This is a genomic window from Flavobacterium sp. R1_16 (genome assembly GCF_057652095.1).
In genome coordinates, this window is record NZ_JBYFCG010000004.1 from 184,696 (window position 1) to 205,712 (window position 21,017).

Here is a 21,017-nt window from a genome sequence, read left to right on the forward strand (position 1 = left end):
ATTAATTTATTTTAAGGTGCCACAACGTTTATTTCTGCTTTAGACCCAAAATTTGCTTCTTGTACTGTTTTCATTTCCATTTCATAAAACACCCCTTTTTCAAAATTTCCTTGCTTAGTCCAATAAGGATCTAAACCAGCATCAATAACTCCATATCCATCTGCAATCTTTTCTTTTATCCAAGACTTATTATTAGCTAAATTCGTTGCCTCATCTAAAGTTTCATCGAAACCTCGCCACGACTCCGCAACAACTCCTGTATTATTTAGCTTTTCTGCTAATGGATGAATTCTTTCTTCCATATTACGTCCAATTACTATAAATTTTTCCGTAACTCTTTCTCCGGTGACTATAATTTTTTCAATATTTGATGAAGATTTTACCGCTATAGTAATGATTCGTTGAAAATTTTCCACAAAAGGCATCACCTTAGTAGTTTCACTTGCTACTTTAAGAATTCTCCCTAACTTAACTGCAGGTATTAATCCTCCAGCTTCAAGAACCATTCCTGTGGTAGTCATTTCATTGCCAAAAGAATCTAAGCCTCTATTATATCCAGACTGCAAATTATTCATAGCAACTACTGGATGGAAACTAGCGATTATTTGTCCCCCTATAAAAACAGTATTTTCAACTGCACCTTGAGGCTTAATAAATTTTGGATTATTGGGATCTTCATTAAAAGCTTGATGTATTTCTTCTCTTATTTCACGCCAAGTTGACGCTTTGAATAGTGCTTTAAATTCTCTTTTTTCATCCTTCCAAGCTTGTGCCCAATTTTTTTCTTTACCTTCAAGTTCAACAAAAGCTATGACTTGATTTTCACTAAAAGCATAAGGGCTATTCCAAGGATAACTTCTTGCCAATGGATCCACAGCAAAAAACCTTCCTACTCTCGGGTCGTGCATCCTAAAGGTATAATTCAAAGAATTTCCTTCGCCCTTTAACTCATCATCTTTTTCCTGTCCTTGGAAGCCGTACCGGTAAGCTGGCGTTGAATAGTGTCTATTCGGCACAAGCATCCCAAAAGGATATCTAACATTTTGTAAAAGAACGTAAGGTAAATATAATCGAAAAACCACAACTTTTCTAGGGTTGTAGTTTTTTTATTGTGATAAATGTTTTACTATTATTGACGCAAAGTCGGGAGACATCTGCTGAGCTTTACATAGGAACATTTCGGAGAGCGGGGTAGCTGGTTCAATCACTCTGTGTGGTTAGAATTGCTGTCGGATACTTTTTTACCATCTATAAATTCGGAAACGTTGACTATTTTTCCACAGCTGCAATATTCTATCGACCTACCATTTTCATCATTTTTTTTAAAGTTTACCGTTTTTTTAACTGTGTTCAGTTCATTGTCATAATATGTTACAAACTTGCCTTCTAATTCCCCGTTAATCGTTTTGTATTTCAATTGTAATTTTCCAGATTTATAATATCTGTAAAAAACACGCTTATAGCCATTTTCCAACCACCTCTCTCTCATGTACCGGAAATTATTTCGGTCATAATAGTCGATTGTCTTTCGATCGAGTGAATCAGAATGTTGATACGTTAATAATTTTGAATCGCCTAACGCGCTTTCTTCGGTTGACATTTTATTACAAGAATAAGTAACAAAAAAACAGCATATAAGTAGGTGTCTTACATAATTCATATTAATGTTGTTCAGGAGTTATTTTTTTTGTATCCGTCTTTTGACTATTAGACAAATTTGTAGAATCAACTTCTTTTTTATTAGGGCCAAAATATCTATTACAAATTTCACACTTTGACAACTGATTTTTGAACTTCTCTACGTATTTCATGATTTTTTCAGCAACTTTAAATCCTTTTTTGAATTTCTCCATAAACTTCACAGCATCTGATTTTCGTGAAACCGATGTGGGAAATGGATCTGAAGGATTACTCATCTTATCTCCAATACCTTTGCCAACTTGCAACAAAGCCATCATGTCATCGCCATTAACCATGTCGGTATTTTCTCTATTAACTGCGACAACTCCCGAACCTTCGCCTTTTTTGCTATAAAAATCATAACCACCTCCATTTGATTTCGATTCTACAGCCATATCTTCAGCTCTATCAGATAAAGAAACGGCGTTTGATACAAGTCCTGATGTTGACGGGTTCACATTATCGATTCTTTTCTCCGCTAAAATATCTTTTTGGATTATTTCGGAATATATTATCTTACCGTTGGCATCTTGAACGGCCATCTCCAGGTCAACTGAATCATAATAATCATATTCTATGACTTGGTCGTTATAAATTTCTTTGCCAAACAGAATAAGTTTATCTCTATTATATTCGCTCTTTTTAATAAAGCTATAATCTACAACTTTTATTTCTTGTCTGACAAATTCACCATTTTCATTGTAAATATTTGTGACTTTCTTTTTTCGCGCACCATCAGGGTCAATAACAGATATAGGGCTATTTCCAGCAAATATATAAGGAGAATCATAAGGATATCGTTCAAAAATCGGATCTGTCTTAAACCATCGTCCCACTCTCGGGTCGTACATCCTAGCCCCAAAATCGTAACTATTTCCCTCTCCTTTTAATTCATCATCTTTTTCCTGTCCTTGGAAGCCGTAACGGTAGGCTGGCGTTGAATAGTGCCTATTCGGCACTAGCATCCCAAAAGGATAGTAATCTGAATATCTAAGAACGTCTGGAAAACACCCTATGTTTTCTTTAAAAATACTTCGGTCAGATATAACGGAGAGTACATTTCCTAGATGGTTGCTTAACTCATATTGTTTGTCACAAACAAATCGAGAATGTAAAGAAGGCGTACCTGCAATCGCTAGTTGTCCTTCTCCTTAAGCTAAGCCTTTGTAAACATCTACTATACGGTTATGGTTAGTGTCAGTTTGGTCTGGGTTGTTTACTGTTTTACAATTGTCGCAAACATCACCTACAAGGTCTCCATTTGAATCCGTTTGATCAAAGTTAGCAATTAATTTACAATTACCACATTGTTGTAGTACTATTATCCGTTCTTTAAAAATCTATAAAACGCTTATTACAAGAAATTTATTTATTTTTTATTTTGCATTTTACCGAAAGCAAATAAGTTTTAATCCATGCTTTAAAACAAAAATTCAATTTTATTGTCTTCATTTTTTTAATTGTTGTATTTTTTTATACATTTGACAAAACAAAGCGGTTTTCCCCCTCGTCTTTAGGATTACGGAAGCGTACCTCGTGGGATAACCGCTTTTTTTATTTATAATGACAAAAAAATGAATTTGTTGAGGTTTATTTTTTTTGTTGAATCAATATATGGTTTGATAATTTTAAACACTTCATTCAAACGAAAAAATAAACAGGGATAGAATTCGTCTTTTTCTTCAATGGACCAAGTATCGTTTCCCTTTAATTCATATAAATAAATTTGTGATTTGTAATATGTCAAAACCAATCTATTTTTTTTGTGCTCATTTTGAAGGTCTTTAGTGCCTAGTGCATTAAAAATGTTTGATTCAAAGTTTAAATTTATCATGGCTCTGTTACCTTCAAAAGTCAAATCAACACGATCTAAAAAATTTCCCATTTGCAATACCATTCTTCACCAGATTGAAAAAGAACAAACTTTTTGTTTTTGAAAATTTATTGTAACTGTTACATTTTTTAAGGATTAACTCCTATGTTAATTCAAGTGTTGAAACCGAGTTGATTAAGTTTTGATAACGAAAACCATTAATTATCAAAGCTTTTACAGTACTTTTCAACGCTTCAACGGTTTTTCATCAAAAACATCCTTTGTAAATCTATAAAATCTACCTTTTTGGTTTGTGAAATCCAAAAATTCAGGGTTTGAATGATCCGAACGATACAATTGATAACTACTGTTTTTTTCATAAACTAGATTAAATTTATCATTGAGAATAGTCTTAACATAATTATTATTTACTTTTACGTTTCTCTTACTCAACATTTCAACTATGTTTTGAGCTGTGTAACAAAGTTCCTCTTTTTCAAAAAACGCTAATTCGTCAAGAATTAACTCTTCTATTTCTTTCTCTAATGTTGTTTTATTTCCTTGAATTAGTACTTTTAAAGCGTCCGTGTGAATCTGCTCTTTCGTAAACCACATCCTGCTTTTTTCGGTAGTTTCCATTTCTCGATTAGAAAGAAAATAAGTAAAACTTGGAATTTCCTTTTTCATATCCTCTAATAACTTTGTATTGCTACCATTCTGCAAAACAGGAATTTTGCGAACCCAATACCGAATTTCATTATTATCTAATTTAACAAAGTTTTCCTCTTTGTTAGAACACAAAATAAACTTACCAAAAAACTCTACTTCTTCTCTGTCCTTACCCTTTGCCTCGGATTTATAATATCTAGCAGTCGACAAATTTTTAATTCTTTCACTATCTTCTATTCTATCAAGTAAAACTTCGTCGATGGCAACTAGTAGCTTACCCAGCCAATCGGAATTAAATCTGCTTCTGAAATCCTCATTTGTGTTTAATGTCATATTACCCTCAAAAATTAATTTTAGCAGATTTAAAAAGGTTGTTTTTCCAGTATTCCTCTCCGTACTTACCAAACACAAAATCGGCAATACTTGTGTTGGTTTTCTCCAAAGTAACGTTAGATAATCTAATCCCAATAGATATTGATCTCCAAAAATATGTTTTAAGAAAAATTCTATTTTTTCCCACTTTCCGTTTTGGATTGGCTTATACGATAAAGGTTCATATTTATTGTAAAAACCATTAATTACCCCCTCAAATTGAATGTGTGATGGAATTATACAAAAGCCTTTAAATTTAGCAATCTCATCAATTTTAGATTTACCATAATCGTCAATTATCGTCTGCTTATTCCATTTCTTTAACACTTTTAATTTGTCGTGGGTCAATGGAATCTCAACTATTCTGTAGTAGTCAGTTCCTACTCTAATATATTGTTCAATATCATTCATAGTGTGAAATTTAAAAAAGCTACATTGCTAGGGTTTGTAATACGTTTTGTGTTTTCTATTACGATTAATACTTTACTTAAATCCTCATCAGATTCAAATAATTTATTTACGTTTCTACCTATTTCAATTAATTTTGAATTATTGCTGAATTGATATAATTTTTGAATTAACTGTATAGATTCAATGGTGTTTTGTGCATACCGAATGATTATTCGATCACGGTTGTAGTTCAATTGTAAATATTCACAATTAAGAGTAATTTGAGTAAGATGATACAAGACATCTTTATCATAGTTTATACTTTCATCGTTCATTGCAAAATAAATTTAGATTGAAGATCTATTTTGCAATGCACTAAGAACCTCACTTTTCTTATACCTTACACTTTTACCAATATGATAAACAGGAAAAGCATTTTGCTTAGTAAGACTCCAAAGGGAAACCAAAGAGATTGAAAGTAATTTTGCAGTTTCTTCCCGTGTGAGAAGCGTGTCGGTTTCTGTTTTTGCAGTAGAATTTTGAGTCAAATTTCTCATTTGCTCAACTACACCATTAATGATTTCGTTTTTGAAATCCTCTGAATTGATGTTTTCGATTTGAATTGTTTCTCTCATAATATTAATTTGTTTAAATTATTATGAGTCAAAATTAATTCACGTCGGAGGGGGTGGAATCCACTAGTTATTCCACCAAATTGAAATAAAACATTATTACAATTTTTTAGTTATTTTATTGAAAATCTCTTTTACCGCTCCCATGTGAGTCCATGCAGTGTATTTTTTGTTGTTTAAGTCACTTTTTGGATTTAGTGTTTGGAAATTCTTTACAACATTATGAATAGCACTTTTGTTATTATAATCTTGTTCAAGTAAAGCTAGAATAATTTGTGCTTTATGGTCATTGTTTAAATCTTTAATCGATTCCCATTTGAAAAAACCTAACTCATTTAGCATTGCAATAAATTTTGGTCTACTTATTTTTTTATTGTCTGTTTCAACAGCTTCCACTATTACCCTTTTTGAGTTTAAAAAAATTAATGTCCGTTTCATTCTTACATAAGTGTAGTAAGTTGAAACAATGTGATAATTTGGAATATTGTTTAATCCAAATAAATAATCTGATAAATCATACCAATTAATACTTAGAAAACTTTTGAGTATATCAAAATGTTGTTGCTCATTTTCAAAATCTGAATTATGCAGTTTCTTAAAGAGCTTTTTTTGAAGGTAATTATTGTAATTTTTTATCTCTTTTTGAAGTATTTCCGAAATATAACCATCACCTAAAAATTCAGTTTGAAGTCTTATTGTTTCGATATTATTTTCAATTAATGGAGCTTCTTTAAGTTTAAAATATTTAACACATTCATGAAAAACTTCATTTAAAAAATCATCATTTAATTTGTAATTTATATCTTGAAATACAAAATCTTGACCCAGATACTTTGGATAACTATTACTGCCCCTCCAAATTTCTCCCTCTTCCAAACTAAAGTCGATTGGAATGCTTTCGCCTTTTTTATAAATATCTGCTTCAATTAATATAGCTTTTTGTTCACTTTCAGACTTATCTGAAAATGTTTGTATATCAAGAATATTAAAAAATTTAATTGCCATTTAATTGTTTTTATGATAATTAATCGAAATTAATGAAATTAAATGAACAAACAGAAAAAATAAAAATTAGGGGAATTATCGGGGAATATAAAAATAAAAAATCTCTAAAACACTTGTAATTAGTGCATTAGAGATTTATAAAGTGCGGATAATAGGACTCGAACCTACACGCCTTGCGGCACCAGATCCTAAGTCTGGCATGTCTACCAATTTCACCATATCCGCGAAATGTGAGTGCAAATATAATCATAACTTCTTACTTTCAAAGTAAAAAACACAAAAATTACTACTAGTCTTTTTTGTACTTTTGAATTGCTAAAACACTTTACAACAATGGATACCATCAAATCGTATGTTCAAGAACACAAAGACCGATTCATTAACGAATTAATCGAATTATTAAAAATTCCCTCTGTAAGTGCCGATCCTGTTTATTCTCAAGATGTTATAGACATGTCAGAAGCTGTAAAAACCAGTTTAGAAAAAGCAGGCTGCGATGTTGTCGAAATTTGTGATACGCCTGGCTATCCGATTGTGTATGGAGAAAAAATCATTGATACCAACTTGCCAACCGTATTAGTATATGGGCATTACGATGTGCAACCACCAGATCCCATCGAGTTATGGACTTCTCCCCCGTTTGAACCTGTAATCAAAACAACCGACATTCATCCTGAGGGCGCAATTTTTGCCCGAGGCTCCTGTGATGACAAGGGACAAATGTACATGCATGTAAAAGCATTGGAATACATGGTGCAATCGAATACTTTGCCTTGTAATGTGAAATTCATGATTGAAGGTGAAGAAGAAGTGGGTTCCAAAAGTTTAAGTTGGTTTGTAGAACGCAATCAAGAAAAACTACGATGTGATGTTATTTTGATTTCTGATACTGGAATGATTTCAAATCAGCAACCATCCATCACCACGGGTTTACGTGGCTTGAGTTATGTAGAAGTAGAAGTTACTGGGCCTAACCGCGATTTACATTCTGGTTTGTATGGTGGAGCCGTAGCTAATCCCATCAATATTTTAGCCAAAATGATTGCTTCACTTCATGATGAAAACAATCACATCACTATTCCTGGTTTTTACGACAAGGTGGAAGAACTTTCATTAGAAGAGCGAGCTGAAATGGCCAAAGCACCCTTTAATTTAGACGACTATAAAAAAGCCTTAGACCTCAACGCTGTTTATGGCGAAAGCGGCTATGTTACCAATGAAAGAAACTCCATTCGTCCTACGCTGGATGTCAACGGAATTTGGGGCGGTTACACTGGCGAAGGTGCTAAAACAGTTATTGCTAGTAAGGCATTTGCCAAAATTTCGATGCGTTTGGTACCACATCAAGATTGGGAGGAAATCACCGAATTGTTTACCCAACATTTCATTAGTATTGCTCCAGCTGGAGTTACTGTAAAAGTAAAACCACATCATGGCGGTCAAGGCTATGTTACCCCAACAAACAGTATTGGTTACAAAGCAGCTAACAAAGCCTATACCGAAACCTTTGGAGTTCCTGCGATTCCCGTTCGTTCTGGAGGAAGTATTCCTATTGTAGCCTTGTTTGAAAAAGAATTGAAAAGCAAAACCATTTTAATGGGATTTGGTCTCGATAGTGATGCGATTCATTCCCCAAATGAGCATTTTGGGATTTTTAATTACTTGAAAGGGATAGAAACCATTCCGTTGTTTTATAAATATTTTGTGGAGATGAGTTGATATTTAAATAATAAAGAACATTTATAGAATTACTGTTTTAAAAATCGTTTTATAAAAATGCTATCTTTAGTTTTTATCTTCAAGAAATAGCTCCCTATTGACAATTTTGAAACATCAATATTTCTATTATTACTATTTTCATTTTGTACAATTTGACCTAAATTGTTATAAATTTCAATACCGTTAATCACTAAAGTATTGTTTGTTGCTATTTGTAAAACAGTATGAGCTGGAACAGGAGAAATTGTAAATTGCTCTTCATTTGCAAATGTTTCTGTGTCTAAAACTGTAGAACTACAATTGGAATTAACTACCACCTGACTTTGCAAACCCCATCGACTAATTGTTGATTCGATATAAGGTTTTTCCAATTCATCAACACAGATAAAAGATAAACTGGGACAATTATCAATCCATAAACCTAATGCAGGATTTTGAAAAATATCACCTCCTTCATTGCAAGTAATGGCAGTATGATTGAACCCGTTTTTTAAAATAAAATAATTTAAATTTGGACAGTTTTCTATAGTGAGATGTCCTGTGTTCTCTGGATCACAATCTGTAATTCTATTAAAATTTCCTAAATCAAAAAAAGTATTGTTAGAACTGTAAACAATATTTCCAGGCTGATATTTGAATGGCCATTGCGGTTTGGGATAACCATCATCAAAAAGTACATTATCAATAGTATTATTTCCCAAATACAAGGTGCTCTCACTATCAAAACGAACACCTTTAAAGTCTAACAAAGAGAATTGATTATTACTAAAATTTGAGCTCGAATAAATAGTAGTATTTCCCGTAAATTGAACTGAGGTTAAATTATTGTTATCGATATAAAAATAATAAAATTGACAATTATTGAAAGATAAATCAGTAAGTTGATTATGACTTAAATTAAATATGTCTGAATAGTAAATGCCATCAGCAGAAAACGATGTTAAATTATTATAACTCAAATCAAAAGAACCGTATACAATAGTATTCATTGTAAAACTTATAGTAGATGATGATAAAAAATTATGATTAGCTTCTAAACTGTATAGAATTATTGTAGTATCAATAATTAGACTGGTCAACAAATTTCTACTACAATTTAAAGATTTTAGCCCCTTGAAATAGGATATACCTGTTAAATCTGAAATATTGCTATTGGAAACGTCTAAAAAGTATATGTTTTGCGTTTCACTAACTTCAATTTCACCATTATTATTTTCATCAATAGTTTTTAACGTCCAATTTTCGTCGTATGCAACATTGGGTTGTAACAATTTTGCTTTAAAATTAGGATCAGGAAAATTGATTATTTGTCCGTTTGCCGTACAAACAAAGATGAAGCAAAACAAAAGGTAAAAATGTTTCATACACAAATAGTTATGATATAAAATTAGTATTTAATTTTTGATTTCTATGATTAAAGGTGAAAAATCAGTATTTAAAATATCTTTTATGAAAATAAATAAAACCAAAAACGCCAACTATTACGCTGGCGCTTTTATTTAGCTTTTGAAGTAATGTTTATTTTGACAATTCAGGAACCAAACGATAGATGTAATCTCCATGAGCTCCAGTAAAATATTTTTCAGCTTTTTTATTGAATTCTTTTGCTTTTTCATCAGTGTTCCAAGTAGCTTTAAATAATTCGCCGTTTTTGTCTAAGGCTTTTTCGATATCTCCTAAAGATTCTACCACAAAAACCTCAGTAAATTTGGTATTGTCTGCTCCCCAAGCGTGTACATTGGGGTAATAGGCTTTGATATAATCATTTTTTAAAATGACAGCGTTTAAGTATTGATTTCTTAAATCGGTAAACTCTTTCTTATTTCCGTCTTTTGGATAGGCAAAAGTGCTTTCTCTTATGTAATACAAAACGGGTTTATCAAAATTTGCTTTAGGCATTTTAGCTCCGGGAAAAGTGCTGTAAATTTCGTCGGAATGATTGTGCGCATAATAGTTCGCTTTCTTTTCGAAAAAAGCATTTCTTGCTTTTTCATCTGGCCATGCCGCTTTTACTAATTCATCTTCCTTAGCTCCCGCTTTTTCAATTGCATCCCATGATTCATAGGTAGTTACTAGAATTAATTCGGTGTTATCTGCTGTGAAATAGTGCATCAAAAATTCTTGCCCAATGATTAACGGATTCTTCTTTACCACCTTGTCTAAATATTCTTTTTCTACTGCTTTCCATTCATCCATAAAAAAATTTTCATTGTTCATGTTCCAATGCAGCGTAGTTGCAGTAATAAGATACTGTTTGTCTTCCTGAGCACTACTTGAATTACTCATTAGCAAAATCCCGAGAAGAGTTGCTAAAAATGTTTGTTTAATTGTTTTCATAATTTCAAAATTGGTTAGTATTAAGGTTGTTGAATAAATACTTAATTTGAAATTTGGGGATGAAATAACAATTGGGGAATGCTAAATGTACAAAATATTTTTATCTAATTGATTTTCAGTAGCATATTTTTAATGTAGAAAGTCAAAACAATTATTTTAAACCGTTTTTAGCTTCAATCCAGCGAGACATGTATTTGGTACTTGCCATGGTATGATGCAATAAAATGGCTCCCATAAAATTATTTAATCGATGTTTTTGTAGTGTCTCCTGAATGGCTGTAATATGCTTTACAAAAGGAGCTGTGAATGAGGATTTGGCATACCTTATATTGACGATTTCAATTCCGTTTTTTTGGGCTTGTTGCCAAATGGTTTTATCTTGATACAACTGTATGGCAGCATTAGCGATTTCTTGAACCTCATCAGCAATGAATCCGTTCCAAGATAGATCACCATTCATAGATTCGGCACCAACGGTTGTTGTAACACTAGGCGTTCCGCATTGCATAGCTTCAATCAGTTTGCCTTTGGCGCCCGCTCCAAAACGAAGAGGAGCGAGAACCACTCTCGCTTTTTGTACTACAGTTTCGGCATTTTCAGCTCGCCCTAAAACGAGAAAACCTTCACTTGGTTTGTGCAATTGCAACACTTTTTGTGATGGATAAGCTCCATAAATTTGCATAGAAGCTTCAGGAAGTTTTTTCTTAATTAATGGCCAAATAGATTCTTTTAGAAACTGAACGGCATTCCAGTTGGGTTCATGAAGAAAATTACCAATAAAAATAAAATGGTTTCTCTCTTCAAATGTGGGCCAACTTTGAACTGTTGCTTCATCAATAGGTTTCACTAAAAAAGGCAAATAATACAATAGACTTTTATCAATTTTAAAATGGTGTTGCAACAAATCCATTTCAATTTCTGAGATAAGAAGCGAAATATCACAGCGTAAAATACTAGCAATTTCTCTCTTTGCCGTATCTGAAAACAAATCGGCTTGGTAAATTTCTATGTTGTCTTTAAATGCTTTTTGGCGTGCCAATCGCAAACAATGCAAATCTATGGTATCCAGCACACGTAAGGCATTAGGGCAATTTTCAGCAACACGCCATCCGAATTGTTCTTCAACAACAAAGCGGTCAAAGAGTACAATACTTGGATTTAATTTTTTAACAAAAGAATCAAAACTAGAATCATTTATAGCGATAGTCACTTTTTCAATACCTATGCTAGTAACATCAAACATGTATTCGCTATCCGCCGCTGCGCAGGCAAAAGTTATCTTCCAATTTTGTTCTTGAAACACCTCTATCAATTGCATCATTCTTGTTCCTGCACCCGACGAGTTAGGCTCTGGCCATACAAATCCTATAATTAAAACTTCTTGTTGCATTGCTGTATTGACTATTTGAAACAGATGCAAAATAACAGTATTTTAAACTCAAAAAATAGGGCTCTTCTGGATTTTGTGTGAAATAAATTTTACCATTAAGATATTAAGGTTCATTAAGTCAATAAAACGCTTAATTTTCTTAATGCCTTAATGGTTAAAAATGATTATAAAATTAAAGTTTTCAATTGTCACACAATTTTCAGTAAACCCCAAAATAGCATTATTGCAACAAAATTAGAATTGGTTAAATCAAAACCAATCAACAATTTATACCATTTGGTAACTTTTGGCGTTAAAATTGCACTAATTAATCATCAACCTGTCTGCCTTGGCGGATCAAAATCAATCATCATGTTACAATCCTTTTTTATTCTCTGTTCTGGAGCAGATAGAAATCTACTCACAAGTTGTTCTGAAGGCGAAAAAACCAAATATGTTGGTATTGGCGCGACCGTATTCTTTACCGCAATTATGGCTTTGATAGCGAGTAGTTATGCTCTTTATACTGTTTTTGACAATCCATTTATCGCCATGGGATTTGGTATTATTTGGGGTTTATTAATCTTTAACCTTGATCGATTTATCGTTTCCACTATTAGAAAACGAGATACCTTTAGTAGTGAATTTTTACAAGCATCGCCAAGGATTATATTAGCAATAATCATTGCTATAGTGATTTCAAAACCATTGGAAATCAAAATTTTTGAAAAAGAAATCAATACCGTTTTATTGAAAGAAAAAAACGCAATGACGTTGAATAATAAAAAAGAAATAGCAACCTATTTCAAATCTGATTTGGACAAAAACAAAGCCGAAAACGACCTTTTAAAAGCTGAAATCACAAAGAAAGAAGCCGAAGTAAATTCTTTATACGAAACCTATATTGCCGAGGCCGAAGGAACTAAAGGCACTATGAAATTAGGCAAAGGTCCTGTCTTTAAAGAAAAAATTGCCAAACACAATTTGGCTTCGGCAGAACTTGATTCGTTGAGAAAAAACAATCTGGCGAAAATTGCACTTAACGATAGTAAATCCAAAACACTTCAAACCGATTTGGATAAAAAAATCACCGAAACCCAACCTATTATCGATGGATTTGATGGATTAATGGCTAGAATAAATGCTTTGAATGCCTTGCCTCTTTTGCCTTCTTTATTTATCATGTTACTATTTTTAGCCATTGAAACTTCGCCAATTATCGCCAAATTACTTTCTCAAAAGGGAGAATATGATTTTAAATTAGAAGATATCGAAACGGCACTAAAAACAACTTTATCTCAAAACAAATACCAGCGTGAATTATTGGTAAAAACAAGCGCTGCGATGCACGATAAAGTCTATGACGATATTGCCCAAGACAAAAAACTATACGATTTGCAACGACGAAAAGCTACCGAATTATTAGAATTACAAGCAAATGGCTTTCTAGAAAAACAGAAAAAAACACTGTAGAACCTTTAACTGTAATCACTTTAATTTGATTTAACTTTATTAAAATTACTTTGAACAATTAAGGCATTAAGAAAGTTAAGACTTAGCTACTTAATATACCTTAACCTCTTAATGGTTTTTATTTTATTCTGCAAGTTGTGTGATTTCATTCTGAATTTTCTTAGTCAAACTCTCGAAAACCAAATCGTACGAATGATGTATTAATTCACAAATCATTTTATCTGAAACATCTTTGTTAAAATCTACAGAATTCCAGTGCACTTTACTCATATGAAATCCTGGTCGTATCGCTTCATATTCAGCACGAAGTTCAATGGCTTTATCAGGACTACACTTAAGGTTTATTGACGGAGTATTGTTTTCCCATTGTCTGAGTGAAGTTAGAGCAAACATTTTTCCACCAACTTTAAACACTAAAGTATCTTCATCAAATGGAAAATGCTCTGAAACTCCTTTCTTAGACAAACAAAATTCATATAGTTGTTGGATATTCATTTATGCTGTATTTAGTTCAGCATCTCATCAACGGATGCACTTGCAAATGTATTTAATAAAACCAATTCCAAAAAATGGGTCACTGATGAAACGGATTTTGTATTGAAAATTAGATGTGAAAAGATGCTGAAACTAGTTCAGCATGAATAAGTCTGAAGCAATTCCGTCAGTTAAAAATTTTCCTTTACTGGTTGGTTTCAAAATATCCTTTTCTAAAAACAACAAATCGTCTTTCAAATATTTTTGGGATTGTTTAATTAAATATTCTAAATAAATTGTACCAAATTCATTCTCAATTCGCAATAATGAAACACCCCAAATGGTTCGCAATCCCGTCATAATGTATTCGTTGTAACGGTCTGTTAAAGATAATATTTCTGTTTCGTTAGGCAATTTATTTTCTTGAATTGATTTGAGGTATACTAAATTATTGGCAACATTCCAGCTTCTTGAAATTCCATCATAACTATGAGCTGAGGGTCCAATTCCTATGTACTTTTTCCCTAGCCAATAAGCGGAATTGTTTTTGGAAAAATAATTTTCTTTGCCAAAATTGGATAATTCATAATGGATAAATCCTTGAGATTCTAGCATCTCAACCAAAATCAGAAAATGTTCTTGTGCTACTTCATCCTTAGGTTTTGCCACTTTCCCAGTTTGTATGAGTTTGTTTAAAGTTGTTTTAGGTTCTACTGTCAAGGCATAACTCGAAATATGTGGAATCCCAAAACTTAAAGCAGTCGCTATGTTTTGTTTCCATTTTTCATTAGTCATATTTGGAATTCCGTAGATTAAATCAATAGAAATGTTATCGAAATAATGTGTTGCTATTTCCAAGCATTTCTTGGCTTCATCCGAGTTATGAGCGCGATTCATCATTTGTAAATCATCTTCAAAAAAAGACTGAATTCCAATACTTAATCTGTTGATTTGACTTTCTGATAATTCGATAATTCGTTCTTCGGACAAATCATCAGGATTAGCTTCGAGTGTAATTTCAGGGTTTTCAACTACTTTGTAATTCGAATATATTTCTGCAATCAAAAATCGTATATCTGCAATCTGCAATACACTTGGCGTCCCACCTCCAAAATAAATCGTTTCTATAGCTTCATTTTCAAACTCACTTTTTCGCATTTTAATTTCCTTAGCCAATGCCAAAACCATCTCGTCTTTCTTTTTCATCGAAGTAGAAAAATGAAAATCGCAGTAATGACAGGCTTGTTTGCAAAAAGGGATGTGGATGTAGATTCCTGACATATCTTAGTGGTCAGTAATCAGCGGTCAGTGGTCAGTTTTGAAAACTGAAAACCGAAAACTGATCACTTTTTAATTCGTTCTTCATTCTGTTTTACAAAAGCATCCCAACCCGAATAACTTTTTTCTCCAACGGTTTTTCCTGAGTTGAAAAAATGACAAACTGCCGCGGCTAAACCATCAGTACTATCCAAATTTTTAGGTAATTCTTTTAATCCTAATAATTGTTGAAGCATTTTAGCGACTTGCTCCTTACTGGCATTTCCATTTCCGGTAATCGCCATTTTTATTTTCTTGGGTTCGTATTCGGTAATGGGAATTTGTCGCGATAAACCTGCCGCCATTGCCACGCCTTGAGCTCTTCCTAATTTCAACATCGATTGTACGTTTTTACCAAAAAAAGGAGCTTCAATGGCGATTTCATCGGGATTGTGGGTGTCGATTAGTTCGATTGTTCGTTCAAAAATAATTCTCAACTTTTGATAATGATTGTCATATTTAGACAATTGCAATTCGTTAAGCTGAATGAAATGCATGTTTTTTCCAACTACTTTAATCAAACCAAATCCCATGATGGTGGTTCCTGGGTCAATTCCTAATATGATGCGTTCGTGTGCCAAAGGATTTTGTTTCAAGTTTAGCGTTTCAAGTTCAAAGTTTTGTTTCTTTGCAACAATGATTTCAATTCCTCACAAAGCTAAACAATTCCTTGTTTTTACCATCAAAGTTTTGATTGTAACTGGCGCATTTTATTTTATATACAACCAATTAGCCAACAACGACCAACTGAATTGGGAAAAGTTCATCGTTTTGTTTCAAAAAAACAAGTCGGTTGAGGGTATTCTATTTATTGTATCTTTTAGTATTGCCAATCGTTTTTTTGAAATTTTGAAATGGCAAAATTTGGTTGCTTATTTACGCAAAATCTCTTTATCAGAAGCTACTTCCCAAGTGTTAGGCGCATTGACTACTGGAATCTTTACACCAAATGGTTTGGGTGAATATGCAGGTAAAGCATTGTTTTTTGAAAAATCAATGACTAAAAAAATTGTGTTTCTCAATTTAATTTGCAATGGAATTCAAATGATCATTACAGTGATTTTCGGAATTTTTGGTTTGCTCTATTTTAATGCTAATTTTAATATTATTACAACTAGAACAGTAGCGATTCTTTTTGGCCTGCTTTTGCTGCTTTTTCTTATTGTTTTTTCATTAAAGAAGATTACAATCAAAGGCTATTCTGTCGAAAAATTGATTCATAAAATCAACGAAATACCGAAACCTATTCATCAAAAAAACATTCTTTTAGGATTGAGTCGTTATCTTGTTTTTTCACATCAGTATTATTTTCTATTTTTAGCTTTCGATGTCCATTTACCGTATCTCATTTTAATGTCTGCCATAACGAGTATTTATTTTTTAGCGTCGTCTTTACCTACGTTTCAATTTTTAGATTTTGCAGTCAAAGGAAGTGTAGCAGTTTACTTCTTTGGATTATTAGGAGTCAATGAATGGATTGTGGTTTTTATTTCAACCTTAATGTGGTTTTTGAACGTAGTTTTACCTGTTGGTATTGGAAGTTATTATGTATTGAATTTTAAAATACAAAAAACAACATGACACTAATTTTAGGATTGATTCTTCTTATTTATGCGCTTACCATTGGGCATTTAATTTATGGTTTTGACCAAATAAAAACCTATAAAAATAATGATATAAAACCTAAGACCTATTTTGCAATTGTTGTTCCATTCCGAAATGAAAGCAAGAACTTACCTCAGCTTTTAGAAAGCATTAAAAATCTGGATTATCCAAAAACCTTATTTGAAATCATTCTAGTGGATGATTTTTCTGAGGATGATTCGGTGAAGCAAATTTATAACTGGAGAATGCAAAATGGGGAGTTCCACACCACACTTTTAGAAAATGTGCGACTCTCAAATTCCCCAAAAAAAGATGCCATTACAAGAGCCATTCCTATTATCAAAAACGAATGGATTATCACTACAGATGCTGATTGTGTAGTTCCTGAACATTGGTTGTTAACTTTGGATAATTACATCCAAAGTCATGATGTTTCTATGATTGTAGGTTCAGTTTCCTATGATTGTAAAAAATCTTTTTTACATCATTTTCAGCAATTGGATTTACTGAGTTTACAGGGAACTACTATCGGAAGTTTTGGCTTAGGACTTGGTTTTATGTGCAATGGCGCTAATTTTTGTTATACCAAATCAATGTTCCAACAATTGAATGGATTTATTGGAAACAATACAATGGCTAGCGGTGACGATGTTTTTTTAGTTCAAAAAGCCATGGAACGTTTTCCAGAAAAAGTTCATTATTTGAAATCAAAATCAAATATCGTTCATACAAAACCTTTAGATAATTGGAAGTCTTTATTTCAACAAAGAATGCGTTGGGCATCAAAAACGAGTTCGTATCAAAGTGTTTTTGGAAAAGATTTAGCGATTATTGTTTTTGGTGGTAATCTGGCAATGATTATAGGTCTTGTATTGCTAGTAGTGGAGAAAATTTCGACTAATCATTTTGCCTTATTATTTTTAGTGAAATTTGTATTTGATTTTATGCTTCTTCAAAAAACCAACTCCTTTTTTAGTAAAAAAAGAATGCACTTTTTGATTTTAAGCAGTTTACTGTATCCGTTTTTTTGTGTGAGTGTTGCGTTGTTTTCCTTTTTTGGGAAATACGAATGGAAAGGGAGACGGTTTTAAATTGCCGAAAGCCCTAGCCCAGATAGCAGTGGAAATCCTTTGCTTTTTTTGATTGCTTCGCAAACTCGCAATGACAAAAAAGCAAAGATTGTAACGTATAGCTGGAAATAGCTCCGAAAAAAACTTTCTATAAACTATTCGACTTTCAAAATTACGGGAAGTACAAATTGAGTCTTAACAGGAATTCCTCGTTTGATAGCAGGATTCACTTTAGGAAAACCTACCAAACGAGCATGGAGAATGCTGTCAATCTTTGGTTTGTCATAGGAAAGTGTATCGTTTAATTGTGGCTCAAATTGCATGGTTGCATTAGGGAAAACGGTGACTTTCACATCAATAGTATCCAACTGGGGATACAAAACCGATAAGGTATCTACACTTAATCGTTCTTGAATGAGTTGGGTTAAATAATCAAAAAAGCATTGCTTCTTTTGGGTTTTGTCTTGTACGGAATCACAATTTGTAAAAGACGGAAATTCGTCAACTTCTTTCCAGTTAATAGCCTTTAACTCTTTTTGCAACAATTCCTCTTTAGAAGGCACTTGTTTCTCGAAGTACTGGCAAGAATTAAAAAGTAGTGGTGCTAATAAGACTATTAGAATTATTTTTCTCATATTCGTTGACGAAACAAAGGCTCTTTAAATTTTTCTAAAAATACAAATTTAATTTTCAAAAATACTAAAAAATTAGTTATGGATGTATTGCTTTTGACATTTGGCTTTATTTGTATGATTGTAGGGGTTTTAGGTAGTTTCCTACCCATTCTTCCAGGCCCCAGCATGAGTTGGTTTGGTGTTTTACTTTTGTACCTAACAAATGCTGTTCCTGTAAATTATTGGATTTTAGGGACTACTTTATTCATCACACTTTTCATTTCTATTCTTGATTATACGATACCAGCTAAGGGCACTAAAAAATTTGGAGGTAGCAATTATGGAGTTTGGGGTACCAATATAGGCTTGGTTATAGGGATTTTTACTCCTATTCCCTTTGGGTTTGTTATAGGTCCTTTTTTAGGTGCTTTGATAGGGGAATTACTATTTGATTCTAAAAATCACCAAAAAGCATTAAGAGCAGCAACAGGTTCTTTTATAGGATTATTGGCTTCTAGCTTTATAAAATTTGTCGTTTGTATAATGTATTTGGGAGTGTTTGTGTGGACTGTTTGGAAGTACAAAGCGCAGTTGTTTTAAAAAACAAAATGACTAAAAATCAAAAAAGCTTACCCAGTTAAGGGAAAGCTTTTCATTGGTCTAACTACTAAACCTGCTACGGGTTACAAAGCCGTAGCGAAAACAACACAACTATTTTAAATGCTTTTTTTGGGCAAAAAAGGTTTTCATTTCTGAAAACCTTTCCCAATTTAGCGGTCTGGACGGGACTCGAACCCGCGACCCCATGCGTGACAGGCATGTATTCTAACCAACTGAACTACCAAACCTCTGCTTAATTGCCTCGCCTAACATCTACTTTCATATGTGCTCGGCGATCTTGCGATTGCGGTTGCAAATATACTACAGATTTTGACATCTGCAAACGTTTGTTTGAAAAATATTTTTTTAATTCCTCTTGTACTAACCAAAAGTTTGTTTTTCAACCAAGTATGTGGTAAGTATCTTCTCAAAATTAGCCCCTACACTAACTGGAACGTATTTGATTTTATTTTGCGTACACGTTTGTGCTATTCTAGTAAAATAGGACTCGGCTTGCTTTTCGTATGCTTCTTTAATCGTATCAGCAAATATATTTATCTCATCTCCCGATTCCATATCAATAAATTTTCTTGGAGTATTGTCAAAATTAAAACTCAATTCTGTCTCCGAATCTATAACATGGAATAAAACTACCTTATGTTTATTGTGTTTTAAATGTTGTAATGCATTAAAGAGTGCTTTTTCATCTGCGGTTTGAAACATATCAGTAAAAAGTACAATCATGGATCGCCTGTGCATTTTTTCAGCAATTTGATGTAAAAAAGTAATGGTATCTGTACTTTTTGTTGTCTTCGGATTTTCTAACAGATTTTCCAATTGGTTCAACAACATCCTATGATGTCGGTCGCTTCCTTTTTCGGGAGCATAATATTCGTAACTATCCGAATAAATACTAAGCCCAACTGCATCGCGCTGTTTTTTTAATAAATTCATTAAAACTGCCGATGCTAGGACTGAAAATCCTATTTTACTTTCGTAAAAAGACTGACCCGACTTTAACTTTGGGTAATGCATAGACGATGAATTATCGATAATCAAATGACATCGCAAATTGGTTTCTTCTTCATAGCGTTTGGTGTACAACCTATCGGTCTTGGCAAATAATTTCCAGTCCATATGCTTGGTACTCTCCCCAGAGTTGTAAACTTTATGCTCGGCAAACTCAGCAGAAAAACCATGAAACGGACTCTTATGCATGCCCGAAATGAAACCCTCAACCACCTGATTGGCCAGCAGTTCTAAATGCTGAAAACTGGAAATTTTTTCTATTTGAGATTCGATGTTCATTTCAACATATTTTTCTTTTACGGCAGTGTAAATATACTAAAGATTGATAGTTTATTGTGATTTACACCAAATAAAAAGGTCTGACTTTCGACAGACCTTTGAGCATATTTTATTACAACTATTACATAAACAAAGGTGTATATTGCTTCCAATGCTTGTAAATCAAAATTCCATTCAAAACTGCGACTAATAGCGCCGCACTTACCCCAGGAATATCTAAAAACAAATGAAACAATAAAATATTAATTGAGATGGGCACAAGTACAATTAATGCAAATGCTATCCATTTCTTTAATAATAGTAATATTCCTATACCGACCTCAAGAATTCCAACTATAGGAAAAATGTATCCAGTAGCACCCAGAGAATTCATAAAATCTGCTGCAGCTCCAGTTGGAGGAGGTAATGGAATGAAATGCAAAAACTTATTGCTACCAAATACAACAAGCATAATTCCTAATGTAACTCTGACAAGTAATGAAAATTGAGAATTCATAAAAGATAAATTTAGTTGGTTAGTTGATTTTTAAAAACAATTCTAAATTACTAAATAATTCTATACGAATTAGA

Annotated in this window: 22 protein-coding genes and 2 tRNA genes; 5 read left to right on the forward strand and 19 right to left on the reverse strand. The window is 32.8% G+C overall.

Annotation, left to right across the window (positions count from 1 at the left end; genetic code table 11):
• Nucleotides 1–11 precede the first annotated feature (11 nt).
• From AC23L6_RS08585 to AC23L6_RS08625, 9 genes are all read right to left on the reverse strand, one after another.
• Complete coding sequence (locus tag AC23L6_RS08585) at nucleotides 12–1,022, reverse strand: RHS repeat domain-containing protein (protein WP_487561756.1); 1,011 nt, start codon at nucleotides 1,020–1,022, stop codon at nucleotides 12–14.
• Between the two features lie 182 nt (nucleotides 1,023–1,204).
• Nucleotides 1,205–1,600 (reverse strand): toxin-antitoxin system YwqK family antitoxin, encoded by a 396-nt coding sequence (locus AC23L6_RS08590; RefSeq protein ID WP_487561757.1) that lies wholly within the window; start codon nucleotides 1,598–1,600, stop codon nucleotides 1,205–1,207.
• Between the two features lie 61 nt (nucleotides 1,601–1,661).
• Complete coding sequence (locus AC23L6_RS08595; RefSeq protein ID WP_487561864.1) at nucleotides 1,662–2,813, reverse strand: RHS repeat domain-containing protein; 1,152 nt, start codon at nucleotides 2,811–2,813, stop codon at nucleotides 1,662–1,664.
• Between the two features lie 425 nt (nucleotides 2,814–3,238).
• Nucleotides 3,239–3,565, reverse strand: a complete 327-nt coding sequence (locus AC23L6_RS08600) for a hypothetical protein (RefSeq protein WP_487561758.1) — start codon at nucleotides 3,563–3,565, stop codon at nucleotides 3,239–3,241.
• 174 nt (nucleotides 3,566–3,739) lie between these two features.
• A complete protein-coding gene (locus AC23L6_RS08605; protein WP_487561759.1) occupies nucleotides 3,740–4,945 on the reverse strand; it encodes a primase-helicase family protein in 1,206 nt (401 codons plus the stop codon).
• A complete protein-coding gene (locus AC23L6_RS08610) occupies nucleotides 4,942–5,259 on the reverse strand; it encodes a hypothetical protein (protein ID WP_487561760.1) in 318 nt (105 codons plus the stop codon). Before AC23L6_RS08610 ends, AC23L6_RS08605 begins: the two co-directional genes overlap by 4 nt.
• 12 nt (nucleotides 5,260–5,271) lie before the next feature.
• Nucleotides 5,272–5,559, reverse strand: coding sequence for a helix-turn-helix transcriptional regulator (locus tag AC23L6_RS08615; protein WP_487561761.1), 288 nt, complete (start codon nucleotides 5,557–5,559; stop codon nucleotides 5,272–5,274).
• Nucleotides 5,560–5,655: 96 nt separating this feature from the next.
• Nucleotides 5,656–6,561, reverse strand: coding sequence for a hypothetical protein (locus tag AC23L6_RS08620; protein WP_487561762.1), 906 nt, complete (start codon nucleotides 6,559–6,561; stop codon nucleotides 5,656–5,658).
• Between the two features lie 143 nt (nucleotides 6,562–6,704).
• Nucleotides 6,705–6,786, reverse strand: a tRNA-Leu gene (locus AC23L6_RS08625).
• 108 nt (nucleotides 6,787–6,894) lie between these two features.
• Here AC23L6_RS08625 and AC23L6_RS08630 point away from each other — a divergent pair.
• Nucleotides 6,895–8,280 carry a dipeptidase gene (locus tag AC23L6_RS08630; RefSeq protein WP_487561763.1) on the forward strand — a complete coding sequence of 462 codons (1,386 nt, stop codon included), beginning with the start codon at nucleotides 6,895–6,897 and terminating at the stop codon, nucleotides 8,278–8,280.
• 29 nt (nucleotides 8,281–8,309) lie between these two features.
• Here the strand turns inward: AC23L6_RS08630 and AC23L6_RS08635 are convergent, their stop codons facing one another.
• The 3 genes from AC23L6_RS08635 to AC23L6_RS08645 form a co-directional block, all read right to left on the reverse strand.
• The gene (locus AC23L6_RS08635; RefSeq protein WP_487561764.1) at nucleotides 8,310–9,644 is read right to left on the reverse strand and encodes a T9SS type A sorting domain-containing protein; all 1,335 of its coding nucleotides are present in this window, start codon (nucleotides 9,642–9,644) and stop codon (nucleotides 8,310–8,312) included.
• A 154-nt stretch (nucleotides 9,645–9,798) separates the two neighbouring features.
• Complete coding sequence (locus AC23L6_RS08640; RefSeq protein WP_487561765.1) at nucleotides 9,799–10,617, reverse strand: hypothetical protein; 819 nt, start codon at nucleotides 10,615–10,617, stop codon at nucleotides 9,799–9,801.
• A gap of 151 nt (nucleotides 10,618–10,768) precedes the next feature.
• Nucleotides 10,769–12,007: a glycosyltransferase gene (locus AC23L6_RS08645; RefSeq protein ID WP_487561766.1), complete on the reverse strand. Its 1,239-nt coding sequence runs from the start codon at nucleotides 12,005–12,007 to the stop codon at nucleotides 10,769–10,771.
• A gap of 351 nt (nucleotides 12,008–12,358) precedes the next feature.
• Between AC23L6_RS08645 and AC23L6_RS08650 the strand changes: the two genes are divergently transcribed.
• Nucleotides 12,359–13,459, forward strand: coding sequence for a DUF4407 domain-containing protein (locus AC23L6_RS08650; protein WP_487561767.1), 1,101 nt, complete (start codon nucleotides 12,359–12,361; stop codon nucleotides 13,457–13,459).
• Nucleotides 13,460–13,582: 123 nt separating this feature from the next.
• On the opposite strand, the gene AC23L6_RS08655 is transcribed toward AC23L6_RS08650, so the two are convergent.
• The 3 genes from AC23L6_RS08655 to ruvC all read right to left on the reverse strand — a co-directional run bounded on the left by AC23L6_RS08655 (nucleotide 13,583) and on the right by ruvC (nucleotide 15,831).
• Nucleotides 13,583–13,954: an MmcQ/YjbR family DNA-binding protein gene (locus AC23L6_RS08655; RefSeq protein WP_487561768.1), complete on the reverse strand. Its 372-nt coding sequence runs from the start codon at nucleotides 13,952–13,954 to the stop codon at nucleotides 13,583–13,585.
• Nucleotides 13,955–14,086: 132 nt separating this feature from the next.
• Entirely contained in the window at nucleotides 14,087–15,214 is a 1,128-nt protein-coding gene (gene hemW, locus AC23L6_RS08660; protein WP_487561769.1) for a radical SAM family heme chaperone HemW, read from the reverse strand.
• A gap of 62 nt (nucleotides 15,215–15,276) precedes the next feature.
• Nucleotides 15,277–15,831 carry a crossover junction endodeoxyribonuclease RuvC gene (gene ruvC, locus AC23L6_RS08665; protein WP_487561865.1) on the reverse strand — a complete coding sequence of 185 codons (555 nt, stop codon included), beginning with the start codon at nucleotides 15,829–15,831 and terminating at the stop codon, nucleotides 15,277–15,279.
• A gap of 55 nt (nucleotides 15,832–15,886) precedes the next feature.
• On the opposite strand from ruvC, the gene AC23L6_RS08670 reads away from it, so the two are divergent.
• Nucleotides 15,887–16,831, forward strand: coding sequence for a hypothetical protein (locus tag AC23L6_RS08670; RefSeq protein ID WP_487561770.1), 945 nt, complete (start codon nucleotides 15,887–15,889; stop codon nucleotides 16,829–16,831).
• Nucleotides 16,828–17,946 (forward strand): glycosyltransferase family 2 protein, encoded by a 1,119-nt coding sequence (locus tag AC23L6_RS08675; protein ID WP_487561771.1) that lies wholly within the window; start codon nucleotides 16,828–16,830, stop codon nucleotides 17,944–17,946. Before AC23L6_RS08670 ends, AC23L6_RS08675 begins: the two co-directional genes overlap by 4 nt.
• Nucleotides 17,947–18,080: 134 nt before the next feature.
• Here AC23L6_RS08675 and AC23L6_RS08680 read toward each other — a convergent pair whose 3' ends face one another.
• A complete protein-coding gene (locus AC23L6_RS08680) occupies nucleotides 18,081–18,560 on the reverse strand; it encodes a hypothetical protein (protein ID WP_487561772.1) in 480 nt (159 codons plus the stop codon).
• 78 nt (nucleotides 18,561–18,638) lie between these two features.
• On the opposite strand from AC23L6_RS08680, the gene AC23L6_RS08685 reads away from it, so the two are divergent.
• Entirely contained in the window at nucleotides 18,639–19,139 is a 501-nt protein-coding gene (locus AC23L6_RS08685) for a DUF456 domain-containing protein (RefSeq protein WP_487561773.1), read from the forward strand.
• 174 nt (nucleotides 19,140–19,313) lie between these two features.
• On the opposite strand, the gene AC23L6_RS08690 is transcribed toward AC23L6_RS08685, so the two are convergent.
• The 3 genes from AC23L6_RS08690 to AC23L6_RS08700 form a co-directional block, all read right to left on the reverse strand.
• Nucleotides 19,314–19,387, reverse strand: a tRNA-Asp gene (locus tag AC23L6_RS08690).
• Between the two features lie 133 nt (nucleotides 19,388–19,520).
• A complete protein-coding gene (locus AC23L6_RS08695) occupies nucleotides 19,521–20,447 on the reverse strand; it encodes a DUF58 domain-containing protein (protein WP_487561774.1) in 927 nt (308 codons plus the stop codon).
• Between the two features lie 121 nt (nucleotides 20,448–20,568).
• On the reverse strand, nucleotides 20,569–20,943 hold the full coding sequence (locus AC23L6_RS08700; RefSeq protein WP_487561775.1) for a DoxX family membrane protein: 375 nt from the start codon (nucleotides 20,941–20,943) through the stop codon (nucleotides 20,569–20,571).
• Between the last annotated feature and the right edge of the window lie 74 nt (nucleotides 20,944–21,017).

Excerpts from the sequence above, each read along its gene's own strand:
- AC23L6_RS08695 (WP_487561774.1), bottom strand. The coding sequence starts at position 20,447 with ATGAACATCGAATCTCAAATAGAAAAAATTTCCAGTTTTCAGCATTTA.
- AC23L6_RS08655 (WP_487561768.1), bottom strand. The coding sequence starts at position 13,954 with ATGAATATCCAACAACTATATGAATTTTGTTTGTCTAAGAAAGGAGTT.
- AC23L6_RS08635 (WP_487561764.1), bottom strand. The coding sequence starts at position 9,644 with ATGAAACATTTTTACCTTTTGTTTTGCTTCATCTTTGTTTGTACGGCA.
- AC23L6_RS08675 (WP_487561771.1), top strand. The coding sequence starts at position 16,828 with ATGACACTAATTTTAGGATTGATTCTTCTTATTTATGCGCTTACCATT.
- AC23L6_RS08600 (WP_487561758.1), bottom strand. The coding sequence starts at position 3,565 with ATGGGAAATTTTTTAGATCGTGTTGATTTGACTTTTGAAGGTAACAGA.
- AC23L6_RS08590 (WP_487561757.1), bottom strand. The coding sequence starts at position 1,600 with ATGTCAACCGAAGAAAGCGCGTTAGGCGATTCAAAATTATTAACGTAT.
- AC23L6_RS08650 (WP_487561767.1), top strand. The coding sequence starts at position 12,359 with ATGTTACAATCCTTTTTTATTCTCTGTTCTGGAGCAGATAGAAATCTA.
- AC23L6_RS08645 (WP_487561766.1), bottom strand. The coding sequence starts at position 12,007 with ATGCAACAAGAAGTTTTAATTATAGGATTTGTATGGCCAGAGCCTAAC.
- hemW (WP_487561769.1), bottom strand. The coding sequence starts at position 15,214 with ATGTCAGGAATCTACATCCACATCCCTTTTTGCAAACAAGCCTGTCAT.
- AC23L6_RS08585 (WP_487561756.1), bottom strand. The coding sequence starts at position 1,022 with ATGCTTGTGCCGAATAGACACTATTCAACGCCAGCTTACCGGTACGGC.
- AC23L6_RS08610 (WP_487561760.1), bottom strand. The coding sequence starts at position 5,259 with ATGAACGATGAAAGTATAAACTATGATAAAGATGTCTTGTATCATCTT.
- AC23L6_RS08615 (WP_487561761.1), bottom strand. The coding sequence starts at position 5,559 with ATGAGAGAAACAATTCAAATCGAAAACATCAATTCAGAGGATTTCAAA.
- AC23L6_RS08630 (WP_487561763.1), top strand. The coding sequence starts at position 6,895 with ATGGATACCATCAAATCGTATGTTCAAGAACACAAAGACCGATTCATT.
- AC23L6_RS08670 (WP_487561770.1), top strand. The coding sequence starts at position 15,887 with ATGATTTCAATTCCTCACAAAGCTAAACAATTCCTTGTTTTTACCATC.
- AC23L6_RS08680 (WP_487561772.1), bottom strand. The coding sequence starts at position 18,560 with ATGAGAAAAATAATTCTAATAGTCTTATTAGCACCACTACTTTTTAAT.
- AC23L6_RS08620 (WP_487561762.1), bottom strand. The coding sequence starts at position 6,561 with ATGGCAATTAAATTTTTTAATATTCTTGATATACAAACATTTTCAGAT.
- AC23L6_RS08605 (WP_487561759.1), bottom strand. The coding sequence starts at position 4,945 with ATGAATGATATTGAACAATATATTAGAGTAGGAACTGACTACTACAGA.
- AC23L6_RS08700 (WP_487561775.1), bottom strand. The coding sequence starts at position 20,943 with ATGAATTCTCAATTTTCATTACTTGTCAGAGTTACATTAGGAATTATG.
- AC23L6_RS08640 (WP_487561765.1), bottom strand. The coding sequence starts at position 10,617 with ATGAAAACAATTAAACAAACATTTTTAGCAACTCTTCTCGGGATTTTG.
- AC23L6_RS08685 (WP_487561773.1), top strand. The coding sequence starts at position 18,639 with ATGGATGTATTGCTTTTGACATTTGGCTTTATTTGTATGATTGTAGGG.